General features: G+C 47.3%; 12 protein-coding genes and 1 CRISPR repeat array. Of the genes, 10 read left to right on the plus strand and 2 right to left on the minus strand.

The genetic code is table 11. The features are described from left to right. The first annotated feature begins 152 nt into the window (after window positions 1–152). From H8A87_RS16665 to cas2e, 10 genes are all read left to right on the plus strand, one after another. Entirely contained in the window at window positions 153–503 is a 351-nt protein-coding gene (locus tag H8A87_RS16665; RefSeq protein WP_198691053.1) for a transposase, read from the plus strand. A 166-nt stretch (window positions 504–669) separates the two neighbouring features. Next, complete coding sequence (locus H8A87_RS16670) at window positions 670–1,068, plus strand: bleomycin resistance protein (protein WP_198691098.1); 399 nt, start codon at window positions 670–672, stop codon at window positions 1,066–1,068. A 51-nt stretch (window positions 1,069–1,119) separates the two neighbouring features. Next, on the plus strand, window positions 1,120–3,867 hold the full coding sequence (cas3, locus tag H8A87_RS16675; protein WP_198691054.1) for a CRISPR-associated helicase Cas3': 2,748 nt from the start codon (window positions 1,120–1,122) through the stop codon (window positions 3,865–3,867). Next, window positions 3,867–5,486, plus strand: a complete 1,620-nt coding sequence (casA, locus tag H8A87_RS16680) for a type I-E CRISPR-associated protein Cse1/CasA (protein WP_198691055.1) — start codon at window positions 3,867–3,869, stop codon at window positions 5,484–5,486. Before cas3 ends, casA begins: the two co-directional genes overlap by 1 nt. Continuing rightward, window positions 5,479–6,030 carry a type I-E CRISPR-associated protein Cse2/CasB gene (gene casB / locus H8A87_RS16685; RefSeq protein WP_198691056.1) on the plus strand — a complete coding sequence of 184 codons (552 nt, stop codon included), beginning with the start codon at window positions 5,479–5,481 and terminating at the stop codon, window positions 6,028–6,030. Before casA ends, casB begins: the two co-directional genes overlap by 8 nt. A gap of 33 nt (window positions 6,031–6,063) precedes the next feature. Continuing rightward, the gene (cas7e, locus tag H8A87_RS16690) at window positions 6,064–7,101 is read left to right on the plus strand and encodes a type I-E CRISPR-associated protein Cas7/Cse4/CasC (protein ID WP_198691057.1); all 1,038 of its coding nucleotides are present in this window, start codon (window positions 6,064–6,066) and stop codon (window positions 7,099–7,101) included. 11 nt (window positions 7,102–7,112) lie between these two features. Then, a complete protein-coding gene (cas5e, locus tag H8A87_RS16695; protein ID WP_198691058.1) occupies window positions 7,113–7,877 on the plus strand; it encodes a type I-E CRISPR-associated protein Cas5/CasD in 765 nt (254 codons plus the stop codon). Beyond that, entirely contained in the window at window positions 7,864–8,538 is a 675-nt protein-coding gene (gene cas6e / locus H8A87_RS16700; RefSeq protein WP_198691059.1) for a type I-E CRISPR-associated protein Cas6/Cse3/CasE, read from the plus strand. Before cas5e ends, cas6e begins: the two co-directional genes overlap by 14 nt. Beyond that, window positions 8,538–9,458, plus strand: a complete 921-nt coding sequence (cas1e, locus tag H8A87_RS16705) for a type I-E CRISPR-associated endonuclease Cas1e (RefSeq protein ID WP_198691060.1) — start codon at window positions 8,538–8,540, stop codon at window positions 9,456–9,458. The genes cas6e and cas1e overlap by 1 nt, the downstream gene beginning before the upstream one ends. A gap of 2 nt (window positions 9,459–9,460) precedes the next feature. After that, window positions 9,461–9,754: a type I-E CRISPR-associated endoribonuclease Cas2e gene (cas2e, locus tag H8A87_RS16710; protein ID WP_198691061.1), complete on the plus strand. Its 294-nt coding sequence runs from the start codon at window positions 9,461–9,463 to the stop codon at window positions 9,752–9,754. Window positions 9,755–9,834: 80 nt separating this feature from the next. Next, window positions 9,835–10,229: a CRISPR direct-repeat array (repeat unit 29 nt; unit sequence GTGTTCCCCGTAAGTACGGGGATAAACCG). A gap of 133 nt (window positions 10,230–10,362) precedes the next feature. Here the strand turns inward: cas2e and H8A87_RS16715 are convergent. Continuing rightward, a complete protein-coding gene (locus H8A87_RS16715) occupies window positions 10,363–11,547 on the minus strand; it encodes an FAD-dependent monooxygenase (RefSeq protein ID WP_198691062.1) in 1,185 nt (394 codons plus the stop codon). After that, window positions 11,540–18,757, minus strand: a complete 7,218-nt coding sequence (locus H8A87_RS16720; protein WP_198691063.1) for an amino acid adenylation domain-containing protein — start codon at window positions 18,755–18,757, stop codon at window positions 11,540–11,542. Before H8A87_RS16720 ends, H8A87_RS16715 begins: the two co-directional genes overlap by 8 nt. Between the last annotated feature and the right edge of the window lie 541 nt (window positions 18,758–19,298).

Consider the following 19,298-nt stretch of genomic DNA (forward strand, 5'->3'; position numbering starts at 1 on the left):
TTATACACTATAGCGACTTGAATAATTGATGATTCTGGTCGTTCTCTTTTTTAAAGTGTTTCTTCTCTTTTTATGTTGGAAATTGACGTACTGTAAAAACATACTATTATTTTAAATAATCAGAATAGAAAAATTCTCATGAGAGTTAAGTAATGACACGCTATTCACTTGGACGTAAACGTGCTATCCAAGAAAAAATGCTACCGCCTCATAACGTCAGTGTTTCTTCCCTAGCTAAAACAGAGGGGATCTCTAAATCCACCCTGTATAGATGGATCAAAGAAGTATTGGCTTCAAATCCAACCAATGTGATAAATCATCTCCAACAAGAAAATAGATATTTGAAACGAAAATTGGCTTATAAAGATAGAACACACCCAGAAAAGACTAATCGGCAAGTGTTGCCGGGTAATCATCAAAATTTAAATCATGATGCTATGGGATTTTCACCATTATCTCTTCACATAACTCTAAATGTGATCAATATTCCATATAAGACATAACCTTAATGAGAACACTATAGAAAATAGGGTAACTTATCCAAATCCGTAATTAATCTAAAAGATTTAACTTATTTTTGACGTAGTTCGCTATTTTTAAATAGTATAATCACACAGGAAAAATACTTTGAGCACCAATACCCCAACAGAAACAACTTACTGGAATCGTATGGTGCCAGAACTGACCGTGACCGATTTATCTGCTTCACTCGATTTCTATCAGCGAATATTGGGATTCGAAGTATTAATCCGGCGGGAAGAACCTGATTTTGCTTATTTAGGTTTGGGCGAGGCACAATTAATGCTGGAAGCATTTCATGACAGTGGCTGGAATACCGGTGAGCTTATTAAGCCTTTAGGTCGCGGTATCAATTTACAAATTGAAGTCGATGATGTCACGCCCATTCTGACAAATCTGAAAATTAACGGAATCGGGCTTTATCGCCCACTGAAAGATAATTATTACTGCATAGGTGATACCCCAGTCTGTCAGAGAGAATTCCTCGTTCAAGACCCAGATGGTTATTTACTTCGGTTCAGCCAATATATCGAACACAAGCAAGATTAACGGTATTTCATTAATGAGGCACGGTTGAAATTTTATTTCATCGTAAAAAAAATGCCTGAGCTTATAAATAATTTTGGTTACCTCACACGATATTGGGGCAAGGCCAAAAAAAATCCATATTCCGACGAAGATTATCATCTTCTGGCCTATCACTGTCTGGATGTGGCTTCTGTAGGCCAATTATTATTAGCGCCACAAAAAAAACTGACACAAGATCTCGCCGACTTTTTGCAGCTATCACCGGAAACATTACAAAACTTGTTTTCGTTCTTTTTGGTGCTGCATGATATCGGCAAATTTGCCTCTGCATTTCAGCAATTATATTCTCCAGAAGATACTGATCTGATTAAACCTGATCAACGTACTCCCTACGATTCCAGACATTTCAGGCATGATCGGCTAGGGCTGTTTTTCTGGAAGAAAATTCAGGACGATGTGCTGTTTACGTTGGTGGGAAACGATAACCTGCAACCCAGGGAAAAAGAGCGTGCTCAGGATACATTGATGGTTTTAATGCAGTGTATGTTAGGCCATCACGGTAAACCGATTGATGATGGTGGCTGGAAATCAATTGTCGACTTTACTGAATCCCAAAATGTTGATGATGCAACGGCATTTACCCATGATCTGCTTAAACTTTTTCAGCCTCATCTACCACTGGAAAAATTGCTGTCAAGAGAGTGGCAGCGCAATCTGAAACAAGTGAGCTGGCAACTTGCAGGTACTGTGGTACTGGCTGACTGGATAGGCTCTGACAGTGAACATTTCCGTTATCAGACCAAAGCGCTTTCACTGGCAAAATATTGGCAGATTACCCAAAAACAAGCCCACGTTGCCCTGAATGACATTGATATCCATAACACTCCGGTGATATCTCCTTATACCTCTATCCAAGAATATTACCGCTTCTCTCCAACCCCGCTACAAAAATGGGCTGAGGAAGCCCCGATTGATGATTCCCCACAACTTTTTATTCTGGAAGATGTGACTGGTGCGGGCAAAACAGAAGCCGCCCTTGCTCTGACTCATCGCTTAATGCAGGTCGGTGCTGCGGACGGTTTCTATTTTGGCCTGCCGACAATGGCAACATCCAACGCCATGTTTGGCCGGATTGCCAAACATTATCGCCGGATGTTCGATACACAAAGTGGCAAACTACCCAGCATCGTTCTCGCTCACGGCGCTCGTGAAATGAATGATAATTTTCGTGACATCATTCTGACCTCAGAACACGACGACAATGATTACACCAGAAGCGATATCACCGCAACGGCACAGTGCCATCAATGGCTGGCAGACTCCAACAAAAAGGCATTATTGGCATCGGTTGGCGTAGGCACCATCGATCAGGCATTGCTTGCGGTTTTGCCGAGAAAATACCAATCACTCCGCTTGATTGGGCTGAATCGCAAGGTACTCATATTCGATGAAGTACACGCCGCAGATGAATACATGTTTGCTTTGCTGGAAAGTCTGTTAAGCCTGCACCTGCATCAAGGTGGTTCCGTGATATTGCTGACCGCCACACTCTCCTTAAAACAACGCCAACGGCTGGTGGATATTTGGTTATCGGCACGGGGAATACCTTCACAAAAACTGCAAGAAACCGCCTTTCCACTGGCGACGCAAGTCACGTTAGACCCAGAAAATCCGATCATTGAAACGCCCTTGCGCAGTCGCGCAGATGTCAGCTGTACCGTCACGGTAAAAACAGTGAATCATCTGGATGAATGCGTACAAATTGCTCTGAATGCAGCTCAAAATGGGCAATGTGTGGTTTGGGTTCGCAACTCAGTGGATGATGCTCTGCAAGCCTTCTGGCTTATTCAGCTACAGATGGATAATCCAGAAGATTGCCTGCTATTCCACAGCCGCTTTATTTTGCATGACCGAAAAAGGATCGAAAATCGTGTACTGGATATATTTGATAAGGAAAGCACACAGGAGGAGCGACAAGGAAAGATCCTGATTACAACGCAGGTTTTTCAGGAAAGTCTTGATGCCGATACAGATGTAATGATCTCTGATATCTGCCCAATCGATGATTTAATTCAACGGGTAGGTCGCCTGCACCGCCATACCCGCAATGCAGATGGAGAATATCAGAAAGACATTATCGATAGCCGCACAGCCCCTGAATTATACCTCCACACACCAAAATGGGACGATCAACCCGAAGCAGATTGGTTAAGCAAAGATTTCCGCAATACGCAATATGTTTATCGTTCAGCCGGGCGTTTATGGCTTGGCTTACGCGAACTCCTGCGCTTGGGTGCCATTCGTATGCCTGCTGAGGCTCGAACTTTGATCGAAGCGGTTTATGGTGAAGACGCCGATGAGCAAATCCCTGATGCACTCAAACCCAAGGATGATGAAGCGATAGCGGAAGGAAGGAGCAAAGACGCCATTGCACGGTCACAAGCTTTGCAATGGCAACGCTATGAATACAGTAAACGCAGTGCAAGCGGCTGGTATGACGATGACAGAGATATCAGTACCCGCTTCAGCGATATCGAAACGGTGAGCGTACTGCTCGTCAAACTGACCGAAAGCGGTGAATTGATACCGTGGGTAGAGGATGAAAAGTTCCCTGTTCAACTCAGCACTATCAAACTCCCCAAAAACAAATATGCCGATAAGCTGCAACCTGTATCAGAGTCGTTTATTCAAGCGGTGGAGCGGTTACAAAACACATTCAAGTCCGTTAAATATCTGCAAATCTGGCTACCTGAGCTTGACCCCAATTTTACTTACGATCCCAACATGGGTTTTTATGAACCCCCTAAGCAGGAGGCGTGATGAACCTCGTTAAAGACACATGGCTGATTTTTAGAATGAGAAATGGCAGCGAGGAAAAACTGCCGCTGGCGGCAATCTGCGATCCCGCCGTTATGGATTTTGCCCTGCCACGGGCAGATTTTCAGGGAGCGGCTTATCAACTGGCGATTGGCTTGCTGCAAACAGTTTTTACTCCCGAAGATAAATACGAATGGCATGAATTTTATGAACAAGCCCCTACACAAGCAGATTTGCAGACTGCATTTAATCGGGTGGAACACGCTTTTAACCTAACAGGGGATGTCCCTCTGTTTATGCAGGATTTTGATTCTCTGGATAGCGCAAAATCAACGGAGATCTCAGGGTTACTGATCGAATCGCCAGGAGCAAATACGCTTAAGCTAAATACTGACCACTTTATCAAACGTGGTCAATGTGACGTCATTTCCCCAGAGATGGCCGCCATTGCCCTATTTACCTTACAGATTAATGCTCCTGCTGGCGGTGTCGGGCATCGTGTCGGGTTACGGGGAGGCGGCCCGCTGACGTCTTTAATTCAGCCACAAGAATGGGATGCTCCGCTATGGCAAAAACTTTGGCTCAACGTCATTAATCGAGATCTTTGGCATTATCCCGAACCTGATCTCAATAGCCCAGATGTTTTTCCGTGGTTGGGTAAAACCCGTACCAGCCAAAAAGCAGGAACAGAAATTTACGCACATAATGTGCATGAACTGCATATGTATTGGGCGATGCCACGGCGAATTCGTCTGGAAGTAGACGATAAACCCGCCATTTGCCAATTAACGGGGCAGGCAACCCATCAATCTGTTTCTGCTTATCGCACCCAAAACTATGGAAACAATTATTCTGGCTCTTGGCAACACCCCTTAACGCCCTATCGATGGAATCCGAAAAAACCGGATGAAGAACATCTTTCCATCAAAGGGCAACCCGGCGGTATTACCTATAAGATTTGGGATAGTCTGACTTTCTCCGTTCATAAAGAGGGTCAACAGGCAGCGCAGGTTGTCGACCATTTTAACCAGCTCAATGACTATTTTGCGGATGAACAGAGCGACACCCCACGGTTATGGGTTTTTGGCTATGATATGGACAATATGAAAGCCCGTGGTTGGTATTCCACCTCTTTACCCCTATTTTCCATGCCCATTGAGAAAAAAGATGCCATTTTCCGGCGGGTCAAAACACTACAAACCCTCTCTGTCTATGCATTGAGCCAATGCCGAACTCAAGTCAAAAGCGCATGGTTCAATCGCCCGAATGATACCAAAGGCGATATGTCGTTTATTGATGCCGCCTTCTATCAACGCACCCAAGCAGCCTTCTTTAAAGCAGTCCAACAAATTGTCAGCAGCCAGCACGATGCCTCTTCTTTATCCACGGAGGAAGCCAAAAACTGGCTCTATCAACTCAAAAATACCTGCTTTGATCTCTTTGATGAATTCGTGCTGTCAGAAAATACCGATCCCAAACATCTGCCTAAAAAAATCGAGGCACGACAGATTCTCACCAAATGGCTGATGGGTTCCAAAGATATCAAATCATTTATGGCGGAACACAAAATAGAAACTAAATCACCAAAACCAAAAAAGAAAAAGGAGGTTATCAATGGATAACCTAAGCGAAAATCGCTTAATGCGTTGGTGGGAAAGTATGTTTTTATCCCCCTCGGAGTTGAAGGAAAAAGATATTTTCCCAGCGCCAACGCTCTATAAAGCTGAATTAAAGCGTTGCCAAGATATTGACGCGGTAACTTTAAAGGAAGGTTTTCGGGCACTATGGTTCAGTTTGCCTGAAGATATAACCAAGAAAGCTGAACATAAGACCATGACACTTTGGGCGATGATTGCCGTCACTCTGGTGTATGTAAAAACCAACACCACGACCAATTTGGCAACCGCCGCGGGCACCAAAACAGAAAATGACAAACCTATTGTCAGCACACACCGTTTTGCTCAGTTGCAGTCAGCCAAAACTCCCGATGAGTTCATTATGCGTTTACGGCGCATTCTGCAACAACTGAAAGGCCAAGTTTCCGTGTTATCCCTCACCAAAGATATTGAACAGTGGATGCAGGAACACCACCAGCCAAGAGCACGTCGGGCCAACAAACGCCTTAGTGTGCAGTGGGCAATGGATTACTACAAAGCAGCCAAATAATCCGAAGAACTTTTCATCTATAAGGAATTCCAAATGAGCCAGTTTATTCAGTTACATCTCTTAACTTCCTATCCTCCTGCCAACCTGAACCGCGACGATCTCGGGCGCCCTAAAACCGCCAGAATGGGCGGATTTGAGAGATTAAGGATCAGTTCCCAGAGTTTGAAGCGCCATTGGCGAATCTCTGATCTGTTTCAGGATGCCCTTGCAGACCATCTTGGTTTTCGTACTAAACGTTTCGGCTTCCAGGTTTATCAACGCTTGCTTAATGGGGGCGTTAAAGAGAAGCAAGCGACTGAATGGGCTTCTGCTATCGCGGAAGTATTTGGTAAAAAGAAAAAAGATGAACCACTGGAAATCGAACAACTGGCCCACATCAGCCCGGCAGAAAAAGAAGCGACCTTTTCACTGGTAGACAAACTCATCGCAGAAAATCGCACAGCAACAAAAGAAGAGTTGAACCTACTGAGCAAAGCAAAAATTGCCGTAGATATTGCCTTATTCGGTCGTATGCTGGCTTCCAGCCCAGCCTATAGCGTTGAAGCAGCCTGTCAGGTTGCCCATGCCATCAGTGTTCACAGTGTTACCGTGGAAGATGATTACTTTACCGCCGTAGATGATCTCAATGATGGCAAAAGTGATTCAGGTTCAGCACATATTGGTGAAACGGGTTTTGCGGCTGCGCTGTTCTACAGCTATATCTGCATCAATAAATCCCTGCTGCTTGAAAATCTAGCGGGTAATGAAGCACTGGCAAATAAAGCCATAGCCGCCCTGACAGAAGCCGCTACCAAAGTCGCCCCATCCGGCAAGCAAAATAGCTTCGGTTCCCGTGCTTATGCCAGCTATGTATTGGCGGAAAAAGGCGAATACCAGCCCCGTTCCCTATCCGTCGCTTTTTTAAAACCCATTGATGATGAAGATCAGGCAATCGATGCCATCACAGCGTTGGAAAAACAGGTGAAAAACTTCGATAACGTTTATGGCGCTTGCGCTGATACGCGCTATAGCATCAATACCGTTACTGGCGAGGGTAGTTTTGCTGAGTTGGTTCAGTTCGTCACTGATTAAAAGAGGCCAATATGAAAACTTACTTGGTCTTTCGCTTATACGGTGCACTAGCCAGTTGGGGTGTGGAAGCGGTCGGTGAAAGTCGGCCAACGAGCACTTATCCAACCCGTTCGGCTATTTTAGGGCTATTGGGCGCAGCTCTGGGCATCCGCCGTGATGACGAAACACAGCTTGCCGCATTGCAGCAAAGTGTCAAAGTCGCCATCAAACAGATCGTTTCCGGTTCATTGATGCGGGATTACCATACCGCCCAAGTTCCCTCTCACGACAAAAAACAAACGCATTTGACCCGCAAAAGTGAATTGAGTGATAAATCTAAATTGAACACAGTACTGTCATCACGGGATTACCGCGCCGATGGCCTCTGGATTATCGCCATTTCATTGACGGAACAGGCCAATTTCCCCCTTTCTGCCTTGCGTGATGCGCTGATAAAACCGGTCTTTACACTGAGCCTTGGGCGAAAATCCTGCCCTCTGGCGCTTCCGATGATGCCGAAATTGGCGGAGTATCCATCATTAAAAGCGGCCCTTGATACGCCTTTTCCACCCTTAACCCAATCAGAGAAAGCCGATCGCTATTTGTTGGGCTTGTTCGGCAGTTATGACGCAGTGAGCTATTTCTGGGAGGGGGATGAAGACGAGATCGAGATTCCTGATACCACAATATTGACCAGCCAGCTCTGGGATGAACCACTATCACGCCGCCGCTGGCAGTTTACGCAACGCATGATGCACCAGATATCGATAATGGAGGGAACAGATGTATCTGTCTAAAATCACCTTGCGACCTTCTGTTTATCATATACAAGTACCGTCACGACAAACGAAAAATGATGTCTACTCATCCCACCAGCTCTTGTGGCAACTGTTTACAGAGCAGGAAGAACGCAATTTTCTCTTTAGGGAAGAGACGAACTTAAGCGGTAGACCTGAGTTTTTTGTATTGTCCACAACGACACCGAACGCCAATTCACCGCAATTCCAAATTCAAACCAAGCCTTTTACGCCCCAATTACATAACGGGCAAAAACTGGCGTTCAAACTCCGCATGAATCCCACCGTCTGCATAACGGAGAAAAATTCAGGCAAACAGCGACGCCATGATGTTTTGATGCACGCCAAGCGTCAGGCAAAACATGCTCGTATCGACGCTGATGAAATTGAATCATTGATGACGCAAGCCGCCCAAGCATGGATACAAGATGAAAAACGCCTTGCCCATTGGGGCGTCCGCTTTGATTTCGCCCCTGATATTGAACGCTATACCCAACATCGCAGCTTTAAAGCTTCTGGTCAGAAAGTGGCGTTTTCCAGCGTGGATTTTCAGGGTGTGCTTACCTTGTCAGATAGCGAACTTTTTCTTGAGCAATACAGTAAAGGGTTTGGCAGGGCAAAATCGTTTGGCTGTGGGTTAATGCTGATAAGGGCACTGTAATGGCATTCATTCCACTAAAACCCATTCCGATCAAGGACAGGAATTCGATGATCTTTATCGGAATGGGCCGTATTGATGTCAAAGATAATGCGTTTGTTGTGATTGATGAAGTCAACGGTGAACGCATGCATATTCCCGTCGGTTCCATCGCTTGCATTATGTTGGAGCCAGGCACTCGCATCAGCCATGCCGCAGTGAAACTGGCCTCAACAACGGGAACATTACTCATTTGGGTGGGAGAAGCGGGTGTCCGGCTCTATTCCGTGGGTCAGCCGGGAGGGGCTCGTTCAGACCGATTACTTTATCAGGCCAAGCTGGCACTGGATGAAGATTTGCGGCTAAAAGTTGTCCGCAAAATGTTTGAATTACGCTTTGGTGAACCGGCCCCCCAAAGACGAAACGTTGAACAGCTTAGAGGCATAGAGGGCGCGCGCGTCAGGAAGACCTATCAAATATTGGCAAAACAATATGGGGTAAAGTGGCATGGGCGCAATTACGATCATACGGATTGGGATAAGGGAGATCTCATCAATCGCTGTATCAGTGCAGCAACATCTTGCCTATATGGAGTAACCGAAGCAGCGATTCTGGCAGCAGGTTATGCTCCCGCCATTGGTTTTCTACATACGGGTAAGCCCTTATCCTTTGTCTATGATATTGCAGATATCTTAAAATTTGATACCGTCGTTCCCATTGCTTTTAAAGTTGCCGCTTCCAATAGCATTGCTCCTGATAGACAAGTCAGGATTGCCTGCCGTGAAAAATTCAGAGCTGACAGGATCCTAAAACACCTTATTCCCTTAATTGAAGAAGTACTCGCAGCGGGCGAAATCTCCCCGCCACCACCACCTGCTGATGCACAACCTCCTGCCATTCCCGAGCCAATATCTATTGGTGATATTGGTCACAGGAGCCAGTAAATATGAGTATGACGGTTGTCGTAACAGAAGCCGTTCCTCCTCGGTTACGGGGACGTTTGGCCATTTGGTTGCTGGAGATACGGGCCGGGGTTTATGTCGGAGACATCTCCCATAAGATTAGAGAGATGATTTGGGAACAAATCACAGAACTCACCGAAGATGGAAATGCGGTTATGGCATGGAAGACTAACACGGAATCTGGGTTTGATTTTCAAACCATTGGGGAAAACAGAAGGGAACCGATAGATTTTGATGGTCTTCGTTTAGTGAAATTTAAGCCACTTTCTGAGGATTAATTTGGGGGAATTACAGCCTATTAAAAATGGTAGAATTTTCCCTACTGATAAATATTTTTTAAAACAGATAGTTATATTTAGTGTTCCCCGTAAGTACGGGGATAAACCGATAACTAATTCTCACGTCGTCGGATAGTGTTCGTGTTCCCCGTAAGTACGGGGATAAACCGCAGGAATAACTCCTTATAACTATCCATTAGTAGTGTTCCCCGTAAGTACGGGGATAAACCGGTTGGTCAAGTTCAGATGATGAATTAGCAACTGTGTTCCCCGTAAGTACGGGGATAAACCGCTGTTTATCGTTTCACAATCGACAACTGATTAGTGTTCCCCGTAAGTACGGGGATAAACCGAAAAATACGGAAAAAACGCAGGACTGGAGTAACTGTTCCCCGTAAGTACGGGGATAAACCGGGTTATTACGTTCTTTCCGATGCTCTTCGACAGTGTTCCCCGTAAGTACGGGGATAAACCGTTCTGGGCTGCACCCAGCAATGGATGCAGCACCTGTAGCTCATCAACGAGCATGACGTAGAGCTTCATAGCGTATGCGAACCCGAGAGATCACATTTAAGGTCACAGAAGTACCCTATAGTGGCGGTAATACCCTACGGCTTGCAGTTAGCCTGCACAGCAATATCGTCGAACAATAATGACTCTCTTAGCCTCTCCCGTATGGTTTTTTGAGAGGCAAACCACATACCTACGTCGCGCTTTACTCGCGGAACCAAGGAATCGTATTGCTCGATCTCACTCAATGCCCGAGAGGCATCAACGATAGCGCGTGCGCGCGGCTGTCTAATGGCCTCGTATTTCTTTAAGGCCTCCGCATAATCATCAGTATTTCGAAGGGTATAACCGAGAACCGCTGCATCCTCAATGGATAATCCTGCCCCTTGACCAAGGCTTGTGTACATTGGATGAGCGGCATCACCAAGAAGTGTTACTCGCCCCTTAGTCCAGGTTTCCGGAAAAGTTCTGTCTTTCGCATCGACAGCGATGATAGAGGTACTATCAGTTGCAAGGATAATGTCGTGAACAATATCCGGCCAGCCAGTATAGAATTCTGCGACATCCTTGTTCGTACCTTGCCACGATTTGGCTTCATGCGGAAGCATATTGGCTGTCCCCCACCAATACACCCAACCGTTACCAATATCGATAATACCGATTCGTTTTCCACTACCCCAGTAATGAACGACATACCCCGGAGTAATTTGCGGATGAGAGTACTTCACCAAGGAGAGCCAGCAGATGTAACCTGCCTCCTGAATTATGGATGTTGTTCCAATCGCCTCTCGGATCGATGAATAGAACCCATCGGCCCCCACCAAAATGTCTCCATGGGAAACAGTGCCATCGTCAAAATTGAGCTGTATGCCGTCTGTGGTCTCTACATAATCAGCCGCACGCTTTCCAAATGTTACATTCACATCACCAAGCTGATCGAGCAAAGCCTGATGCAGCTTTTCTCTCGAAATGCAGACGCTGGGAGTGCCTTGTTGATTCGAGATTTCTTGCATAGGGAGACGTTTCAGAAGCAATCCCGATTTGTGGCGCATCTCGAAGTTCTGAATTTCGGCACCATAACGTTCCAGATCGAGATCGATGCCAAGAAGCTTTTTCATGGCCGCACTAGCATTGGACATGACAGAGAGCCCTGAGCCAGTAGTTCTTAAACTATCGGATTTCTCAAAAAGCTGGACAGCCCATCCGATCTTTTTTAGTGCTATTGCGGCTGATAAACCACCAATGCCGGTTCCCACGATTAGTGCAGTTGGATTTTTAGGCATTTTCTAGTACCTCACTTGCAGTATTGATCTCGTCAACGATGGTCTGTGTCATTTTCTTGACATACGGTTCTTCCATTATCGTGAGATGGTTTCCATCGATTTCTATCACTTTCACCTTGCCGGCGGTTTTATCTCCCCACCCGTTTTTCGGATCTTGATATTCGCTACGTATCATGTCATGCATCTCACGCAATATTGTCGGGAGTGGCTCTTTTGCACGAATGAGCGTAATGTCGAGGTTTGGACAGCCTGCGTTATATTCCGCCGCAGCCTGCCAGTTTGTTCGGTAGACATCAAAAAGCCGGTGCATGACCGCTTTTGTGCTACCCGCCGGAATTGCACCTATCTTGATCGCGTGATCGGTGATGTAGTCGAAGCGTTCCTGTAGATCTACGATCTCTGGCGGAACAATCTGCACGGGCAGTGACGATCCTCTTGTTGTCCACAACAACTCCCAGAAGAACCAGCTGAGCAGTGCGTCATCACTTGCTTTACCCTGTGCGTTCGAACCGAGCGCCATCGTGTCAAGGATCAGAATATTGGCAACCGTATCACCTGATCGGATTAGCTGGTTTGCGATTTCGAAGGTGATAAAGCCACCATACGACCATCCACCAATGACATATGGGCCATTTGGCTGAACTCGCTTTATCGCTTCGATATAGAACTTTGCCTGCTCTTCAATGCTAGCGATCGGCGAAGACCCTATATCAACACCTGATGCCTGCAATGCGTAAAGTGGCTGATCTGTAGGAAGATGAGGAAGCATACGCAGATACGAAAGGATATTGCCGCCCATCGGATGCACGAGGAAGAGTGGCCTGCGGCTACCCGTTTCACGCAATGGCACAAGCGGATCGAACTTGAATTCCCCTCCGCCATGACGGATTAACGCCGCGAGCTGGGCAATTGTGGGAGCACTGACGAACGCGGAAAGGGGCACATTGATGCCGTAGAGTTTCTCAACAAGAACAACGATACGCATCGCCGTCAGCGAGGTAGCACCACAATCGAAAATGCTCTGTTCCGGAGCAATCTGAGGGATCTTCAGCAGCTCAGCGATCAATTCACAGAGCCGACGCTCGTATTGGTCTTTCGGCACTCGGTACTCTCTGTTCGACCCGATTCTGATTTCCATCTGGCGGAGCCTTGCATCGTCGCGCTTGCCGCTTGGCGTTTTCGGCAGAGAATCGAGCCAGACGGTATGGGACGGGATCATATATGTCGGCAATTCCGACCTGAGATATTGCAGAAGTCGTTCCTGTACGTCGAGATCTTCTTTCCCCACAAGGAAGGCGACGAGGTAAGAATCGAGATCGTCGCGGGGACGAGCGATCACAGCTACCTCCACACTTTCCCCCTTTTCTTCAAAGAAGCGGAGGATCTTCAACTCGACTTCGGATGGTTCAATCCGATAGCCACGCACTTTGATCTGCGTATCATTACGGCCGAGGCTGATGATTTCGCCGTTCGGTGATTGAATGCCAATATCACCGGTTCGGTAGAAGATACCGCCAGGTACATCGGGATGCTCAATGAACTTTTGACGCGTTTGATTCGGCGCACGGTAGTAACCTGATGCCAATGCCTTGCCATATGCACAAATCTCACCCGGAACACCTTCAGGCACCACGTTTGAATGCTGGTCGAGGATGACAATACCGACGCCGCTGATTGGCGTGCCAATCGGGGGCAGTGGAGCAAAATGAGCCGAATCGCCACTCATGTTGTGGTACGCAATAACATGAGTTTCTGTCGGCCCATACTGATTTTCCAGCATACCTCCTTTCAATTCTGCAATGAAGGAACGAATTTCCCGGGTGACGCGCAATTGCTCGCCCGAGGATGCAACCACACGCAGTTTCCGTGGAAATAGTCCAAGCGTCACTGCGGTTTCAGCAAGTTGCTGCAAAGCGATGTAGGGAAGGAAGATTCGCCCGACAGCCTTACGATCAAGAAGGCGAAGCAATGCGGCCGGATCCTTGCGTTCAGACTCATCAACGAGATGCAATGTGGCACCAGCCGCAAGCGTGGACGATATCTCCTGAAATGAGACATCGAAACTCAGAGGGGCGAATTGCAGAGTCGACATGACCTGCGAGCCGCTGCTTATACGGTTTTGCCAGTTAATGAGGTTGGCCAAGCCCCTGTGAGGCATAGCGACACCTTTTGGTACACCCGTCGAGCCGGATGTGAACAGGATATAGGCTATGTCTACCGGAGCAATGTCTGCCGGAGCAATGTCTACCGGAGTAATGTCTGCCTCAATATCCTCAGTGGCATTTGGGGCAATGGCGTTTTTCAGGATAAGCTGCCGTTCGAACTTCGGCAACTCAGTGACTTCTGGCCCTGTGATCAGAACGGCCGGCTCGGCAATCTCCAGAATCAATTTGATACGGCTGGCAGGGTATGAAACGTCGATTGGAAGGCACACCGCTCCTGTGCGGAGGATAGCGACGATCGTGGCGATTTGCTCAAATGATCTGGGTAGCGCAACTCCGACAATATCGTGCGCCTTTACACCTCTTTCGCGAAGTAGCAATGCGATGCTGGCACTCGTCTCCCAAAGCTCCTCATAAGTCCACTCTTTATCACCATGCGTGACGGCGACATTGCTTGGGTTGCTTTCTACAGCCCGTCGGATAAGAATTGGGACCGACTCGAACGGTTCCTCCAACAGGGGCGGAATGATGTTCCCCAGAGCAGCAAGCGGTTGGTTCAGCGTTGCAGCAGAGTGCGGCTGGTAGGCGATTTTCTCAAGTGCCAGCCGAAATAATCTTGCGAAGACTTCACCCTGTTCTCTTGCGTATAAATTCCCGTCAAGATCAATCCGAACGCCCATTTGCCCCCCCACAAAGTCGCGCATCACGTTCACGAGGATCGCAAAATTCGTCTCTTCTCTGGGATCAAAGGCAAGGATTTCGCTGTCCGTCTTGGAACTTACATCCTGGAGCACACGGAAGTGTATGTAGTTGAATGCAGTCTGAACCGTGACTGGGCTGGTATGGGCCTGAATTTCACTCAATGGCAAGCGTCGATGCCTATGATTTCTCTTTTCGTTTTGATAGACGGTGTCAGCAAGCTGGAGCCATGTAAGCCCTTTCACATCGACCCGCAAAGGTACTGTATTCAGGAACAGCCCAAGGAGATGTTCGGAATGCCTGATTTCCGGGCGAACATGCGTAACTACTCCCGTAATCAGTTCATCGCTGCCGCTCATCACAGCCATTGTGAAACTGTGCGCAGCAAGATAGAAAGACTTTACAGGTAATTGAGCAGTTTTGGCCAAGTCTCGCAAGGCTGTGTCGAGCTGGGGATCGACCTTAAAACGATAGGAAAACACCCTCTGGAACGGATCTTTCGAGTGTCTTGCCAAGCCGATGGGTAATGTGCTCGACGCTCCCCTGAGATACTCCTGCCAGTACGCCCGATGCTCTTCTGCCCCAATCGCTTCGATCTCGTTCTGAACGAAGAGTGACGGATTCGGTAGCGCGTCTACTGCGTATCCGAGATCCACGCCGTCGGTTCTCCCTGAATAGGACAACAGGAGCTCACAAACCAGATTTGCAACGCTTCCTCCATCAAGGATCGCATGATGGAAACTCAGGAGAAGATCAATGACCTCGGAATTTTCTCTGACGAAAATACCCACGTGAAAAAGCGGACCAGAACCAAAGCTGTAGTTATAACGAGACCACTTCTCGAAATGATTCACGATTGTATTTTCGTAAACATCGGGTTCCGGTGTAGCGATCAACAAAACGTCTTCGACAGGAACGTCACGCTTGATGATCTGGAGCGGCTTGTCAAAATCACTCAGGTTGAACGTCGTTCGTAGCGCGGGATGCCGCCGAATCAGGATCTGCAAAGCTGACTTGAATGCAGTTTCATCCCACTCAGCCCTGATGGTATAACGGAACACGTCCTTATAAGTGCGTGCTTCCTCGCTTTCGCGGCTATGATAGATGAGGCCAAGTTGTAACTGCGACGCAGGATATGCATCGTCACAATCGGCCAGCCTGCCTCGGTCAGACTCTCCCACCAAAGCAAACGAAGGTAGCGGCTCTCTTGCAGCTTGTTGCGTTCCCGACGCATCATCAAGAACGTTTCCCAGGCCACGAACCGTCGTATGCTGTGCAAGATCCGTGAGACCCACTTTATAGCCGTGAGCCTCCAGTTCGGATCGCACCTTCAGCATCAGAATGGAGTCTCCGCCAAGGACGTAAAAGTCGTCATCAGGGTGGATGTTATATTGGCCGAGAACATTGCCCCAGACCCTGACCACAATGGCCTCACTCTCTCCCAGCTCGAATGACGGCAAAGCCGCTTTCTTTATACTGAGATCGTGAACCGCCCTACTGCGGTCAAATTTTCCGTTGGGCGTAAGCGGTATGCTTTCCAACCGCTCAAATCTCGTCGGAACCATGACGATGGGTAGAATCTTCGCCAGCCGCCCACGAATTTCGCGCTCGCTTACGGCCTCCTTCGCCACATATATCCCGACCAGATGTTTTCCCCGAACCTCATCATCCTCGACGAGAACCTCGGCATTCAATATTTCCGGAAGACCGAGAAGTGCGTTCTTCACTTCACCGAGTTCAATACGGTTCCCGTGGATCTTCACCTGACCATCGATCCGGCCAAGATAAATGATGGATCCATCTTCCGCCCAAGCTGCGAGGTCACCGGTACGATACCAGCGGGTGTCGCCTTCACGCGAGTCAAAAATGAACCGCTCCGAGGTCAGTTCCGGCCGATTCAGATAGCCCTGTGCGAGCTGGACACCCCCAATCTGGAGTTCTCCGGGAATGCCAATCGGTAGCCTCAGGCCATGCTGCGACACAATTCTGATGGCGGTGTTGTTTATCGGGAAACCGATCGGTACAGAGGTGATGTCCTCGCTTTGCCCAAGGTTCAATTCATAATAGGTCACATCCACCGTGGCCTCTGTCGGACCGTAAAGATTGATTAGCCGCGGAGGTCGCCTGCCCTGTGTGAAGAGTTTCCTGTACCTCTTCACGGCGACAGGCGTAAGCGCCTCGCCACTCGTGAATAGGCATTTAAGACCCGACACGGCATTCAGGCTCCCCTCGTCTTCCGCAAGAGTTTGCACGTAGGGTTCAAACATTGAAGGTACGAAGTGTGCAACGGTTACACCGTGCATGGAAATGGCACGGATCAATTCTCGTGGATCACGTTGAGCGCGCGGCTTGAGGAGAGCAACCGATGCTCCGGTTATCGCCCACCAAAAGAGTTCCCACACTGACACATCGAAGGAGATCGGTGTTTTCTGGAGAACAACATCGGTCTCATCCAAGACATGAGCTTCCTGCATCCATTCAAGCCGGTTGATAACAGCATGGTGCTCGACAACAACCCCTTTTGGACGTCCAGTCGAGCCTGATGTGTAGATAACGTATGCGGCAGCGTCTGACCGGGCCTTGCTGTCATAGGCAGCACGGCTGCCAAGCTCTTTTGGCACCGGAGCAGGATCGAAGCGCCGTGGATCGTCGCCCGCAATAACATGGGGCAGATTTGAAATGACCACCTTGGCACAACTATCCTCAAGCATGTATTTCACACGATCTTCGGGATACTCACTGTCGATGGGCAGATACGCCGCGCCGGCTTTTAGAATTCCGAATATCGCAGCGATCATTTCCGGCGAGCGTTCAAGCGATACTGCAATGATATCCCCGGGATTGACCCCACGCTCTTCCAAGGCGTTGGCAATGGAGGACGACCATTCGCTCAATTGAGCATACGACAACGACCTGCCATCTTGGTCACGCAGGGAAATATTGTGTGGGAACTGCCTGACCTTAGCTTCGAACAGAGAGACAACCGTTTCGGTCCGGCTGTAAGGTTTTATCGGGCCATGTTCATACTTTTGCAGGAAATCGACCTGTTCCGGCGTGAGGAGGTCAATTTGGGAAACGTGTTCATCAAGCCTCTCATGGAGGTGGCTCACGAGCTGGATCAGCGTTTCAGCGAAAACGCTTGCAGTCACCTCATTGGTGAAAGCAGATGGATTTAGGCAGATCTCACCATGAACCTCGGTATTGTCGCCATAAGTGTATATATGTACTGCAATAGCATCCTGATCATGCACATGTCCAACATTCCAGATAAATTCATCGTCGTCGGATTTGGATCTGTTCTGGGGATACCGCAAATACGAAATAGTTACGTCGAATAGTTGTCGGGAGGATGCCGATCGCGAGAGCGCAGATATAACCTTCCCCAAAGGTACTGCTTGGTGAGCTTTCAGGAATGCCGTTGTATCCTTGATGGCCAAGCCAATTTGCCTTGGCGTGGAATTTGATTGAACCTCAATCTTGATCGGGAGGCAATTGGCTCTCTGCGTAATCGAGGTGATTTCATTTTCATCTCTGTTTAGAAAAGGGGTGCCAATGAAAAAATTCTCGCTTCCATATACATTCGAAAGCAGGATAGATAGCGCTGTTGAAACAGTTATAAATGGTGTAAATCCACTATCTATTCCACGTGCTACCTCAATAGCCGGAATTCGGAAAGTTTTTTTCAGGCTCTGGCGGGTAGGGCTTACATATTCGTTTTTCGGAAATAACACTGGCTCAATATCTTTAATTTGAGCGACGATCTCATGAAGTGATTTATTGAGTTCAGAGTTTCCGCTTACCGAGAGATCTGTAGCGAATTTCTTTAGAGTCAAACGCTCATTCTCAATATCTTTTACGTTGCCTTCATAGGCATCCAAAATTTTCTGGATAAAAGTATTTAACGCCCAGCCATCAGCAACAATATGGTGGGCCCGAACCATTAATGCGGCTTTCTTATCCGTTTTTCCTACCGCAATATCAATCAAAGGTGGCTTTGAGATATCCCAGGCTTTATGAGACCAATCTCTGAAAAAGGATTCCAGTTCCTGTTCATCTTCAAGCGCATAATCATTGATTTGGGGTAGCACCAACTCAGGACTCATTTTCAGGCAGGGTCGATCTCCATGCCCGTGAAAAGCTTTACGAGCAGCTGGCTCCGATAGCAGGACTTGCTCAGCAGCTTGCCTAAGGTTAGCAATATCGACAGGCATCGAAAGCAACTTGCTGAGTGCTACTGTGAATTGAGAACTGTTTGGGTAGCGCATCGCCTTAACCCAGATATCCTTTTCATATAAGCTCAGCTCAGCTTCGTGCAAATTGTGAAATGTAAGTTCAGTAGCAATGTTCATATTCAACACACCATACAGATACATGCAAATAAATAAGCTCTACAAACAAAGAAATGCCAAATCAAGCCGATCAGTGCCTACCTTCGGCTATTGTGCAATCCCAATCTCTCCAGAGAGGTAACAACATTGCTAAATGTTGTCACTGAGTGACATAAAATGTAAATTAACAAAAGATATTAGATGTAATTCATATATATTTCGCAAATGTCATATGTATAACAAAATTTATGATTAGCTGATGCACCTATCGGTAGTTTGTAACGAGGTAGCCAGCTCGTGGCAGGTAAGACAAAGAAGAAATTGTAAAGAAATGTGAAAGGGGTTATTACGATTTTGACGCAGCTCGACTCATGACCTTACAAAAATTGTTGATAATTCATCCGTTGGCGAGGTCTAGGCATTATCGTAGGCGTTTTAATGAATATATTCGCTTCAATACTATTGATAAGACGGATAAAACTTAACCATCTGAAAATAGTCATCATCTTAAATGATTATTTTTGTTAATGCATCAAGGAGAGAAAACCAATTTATTTTAGCG

Source organism: Xenorhabdus lircayensis, from assembly GCF_016306625.1.
Taxonomy (GTDB): Bacteria; Pseudomonadota; Gammaproteobacteria; order Enterobacterales; family Enterobacteriaceae; genus Xenorhabdus; species Xenorhabdus lircayensis.

Coding starts and splice junctions, on each gene's coding strand:
- H8A87_RS16665 (WP_198691053.1), top strand. CDS start 153: ATGACACGCTATTCACTTGGACGTAAACGTGCTATCCAAGAAAAAATG.
- H8A87_RS16670 (WP_198691098.1), top strand. CDS start 670: ATGGTGCCAGAACTGACCGTGACCGATTTATCTGCTTCACTCGATTTC.
- cas3 (WP_198691054.1), top strand. CDS start 1,120: ATGCCTGAGCTTATAAATAATTTTGGTTACCTCACACGATATTGGGGC.
- casA (WP_198691055.1), top strand. CDS start 3,867: ATGAACCTCGTTAAAGACACATGGCTGATTTTTAGAATGAGAAATGGC.
- casB (WP_198691056.1), top strand. CDS start 5,479: ATGGATAACCTAAGCGAAAATCGCTTAATGCGTTGGTGGGAAAGTATG.
- cas7e (WP_198691057.1), top strand. CDS start 6,064: ATGAGCCAGTTTATTCAGTTACATCTCTTAACTTCCTATCCTCCTGCC.
- cas5e (WP_198691058.1), top strand. CDS start 7,113: ATGAAAACTTACTTGGTCTTTCGCTTATACGGTGCACTAGCCAGTTGG.
- cas6e (WP_198691059.1), top strand. CDS start 7,864: ATGTATCTGTCTAAAATCACCTTGCGACCTTCTGTTTATCATATACAA.
- cas1e (WP_198691060.1), top strand. CDS start 8,538: ATGGCATTCATTCCACTAAAACCCATTCCGATCAAGGACAGGAATTCG.
- cas2e (WP_198691061.1), top strand. CDS start 9,461: ATGAGTATGACGGTTGTCGTAACAGAAGCCGTTCCTCCTCGGTTACGG.
- H8A87_RS16715 (WP_198691062.1), bottom strand. CDS start 11,547: ATGCCTAAAAATCCAACTGCACTAATCGTGGGAACCGGCATTGGTGGT.
- H8A87_RS16720 (WP_198691063.1), bottom strand. CDS start 18,757: ATGAACATTGCTACTGAACTTACATTTCACAATTTGCACGAAGCTGAG.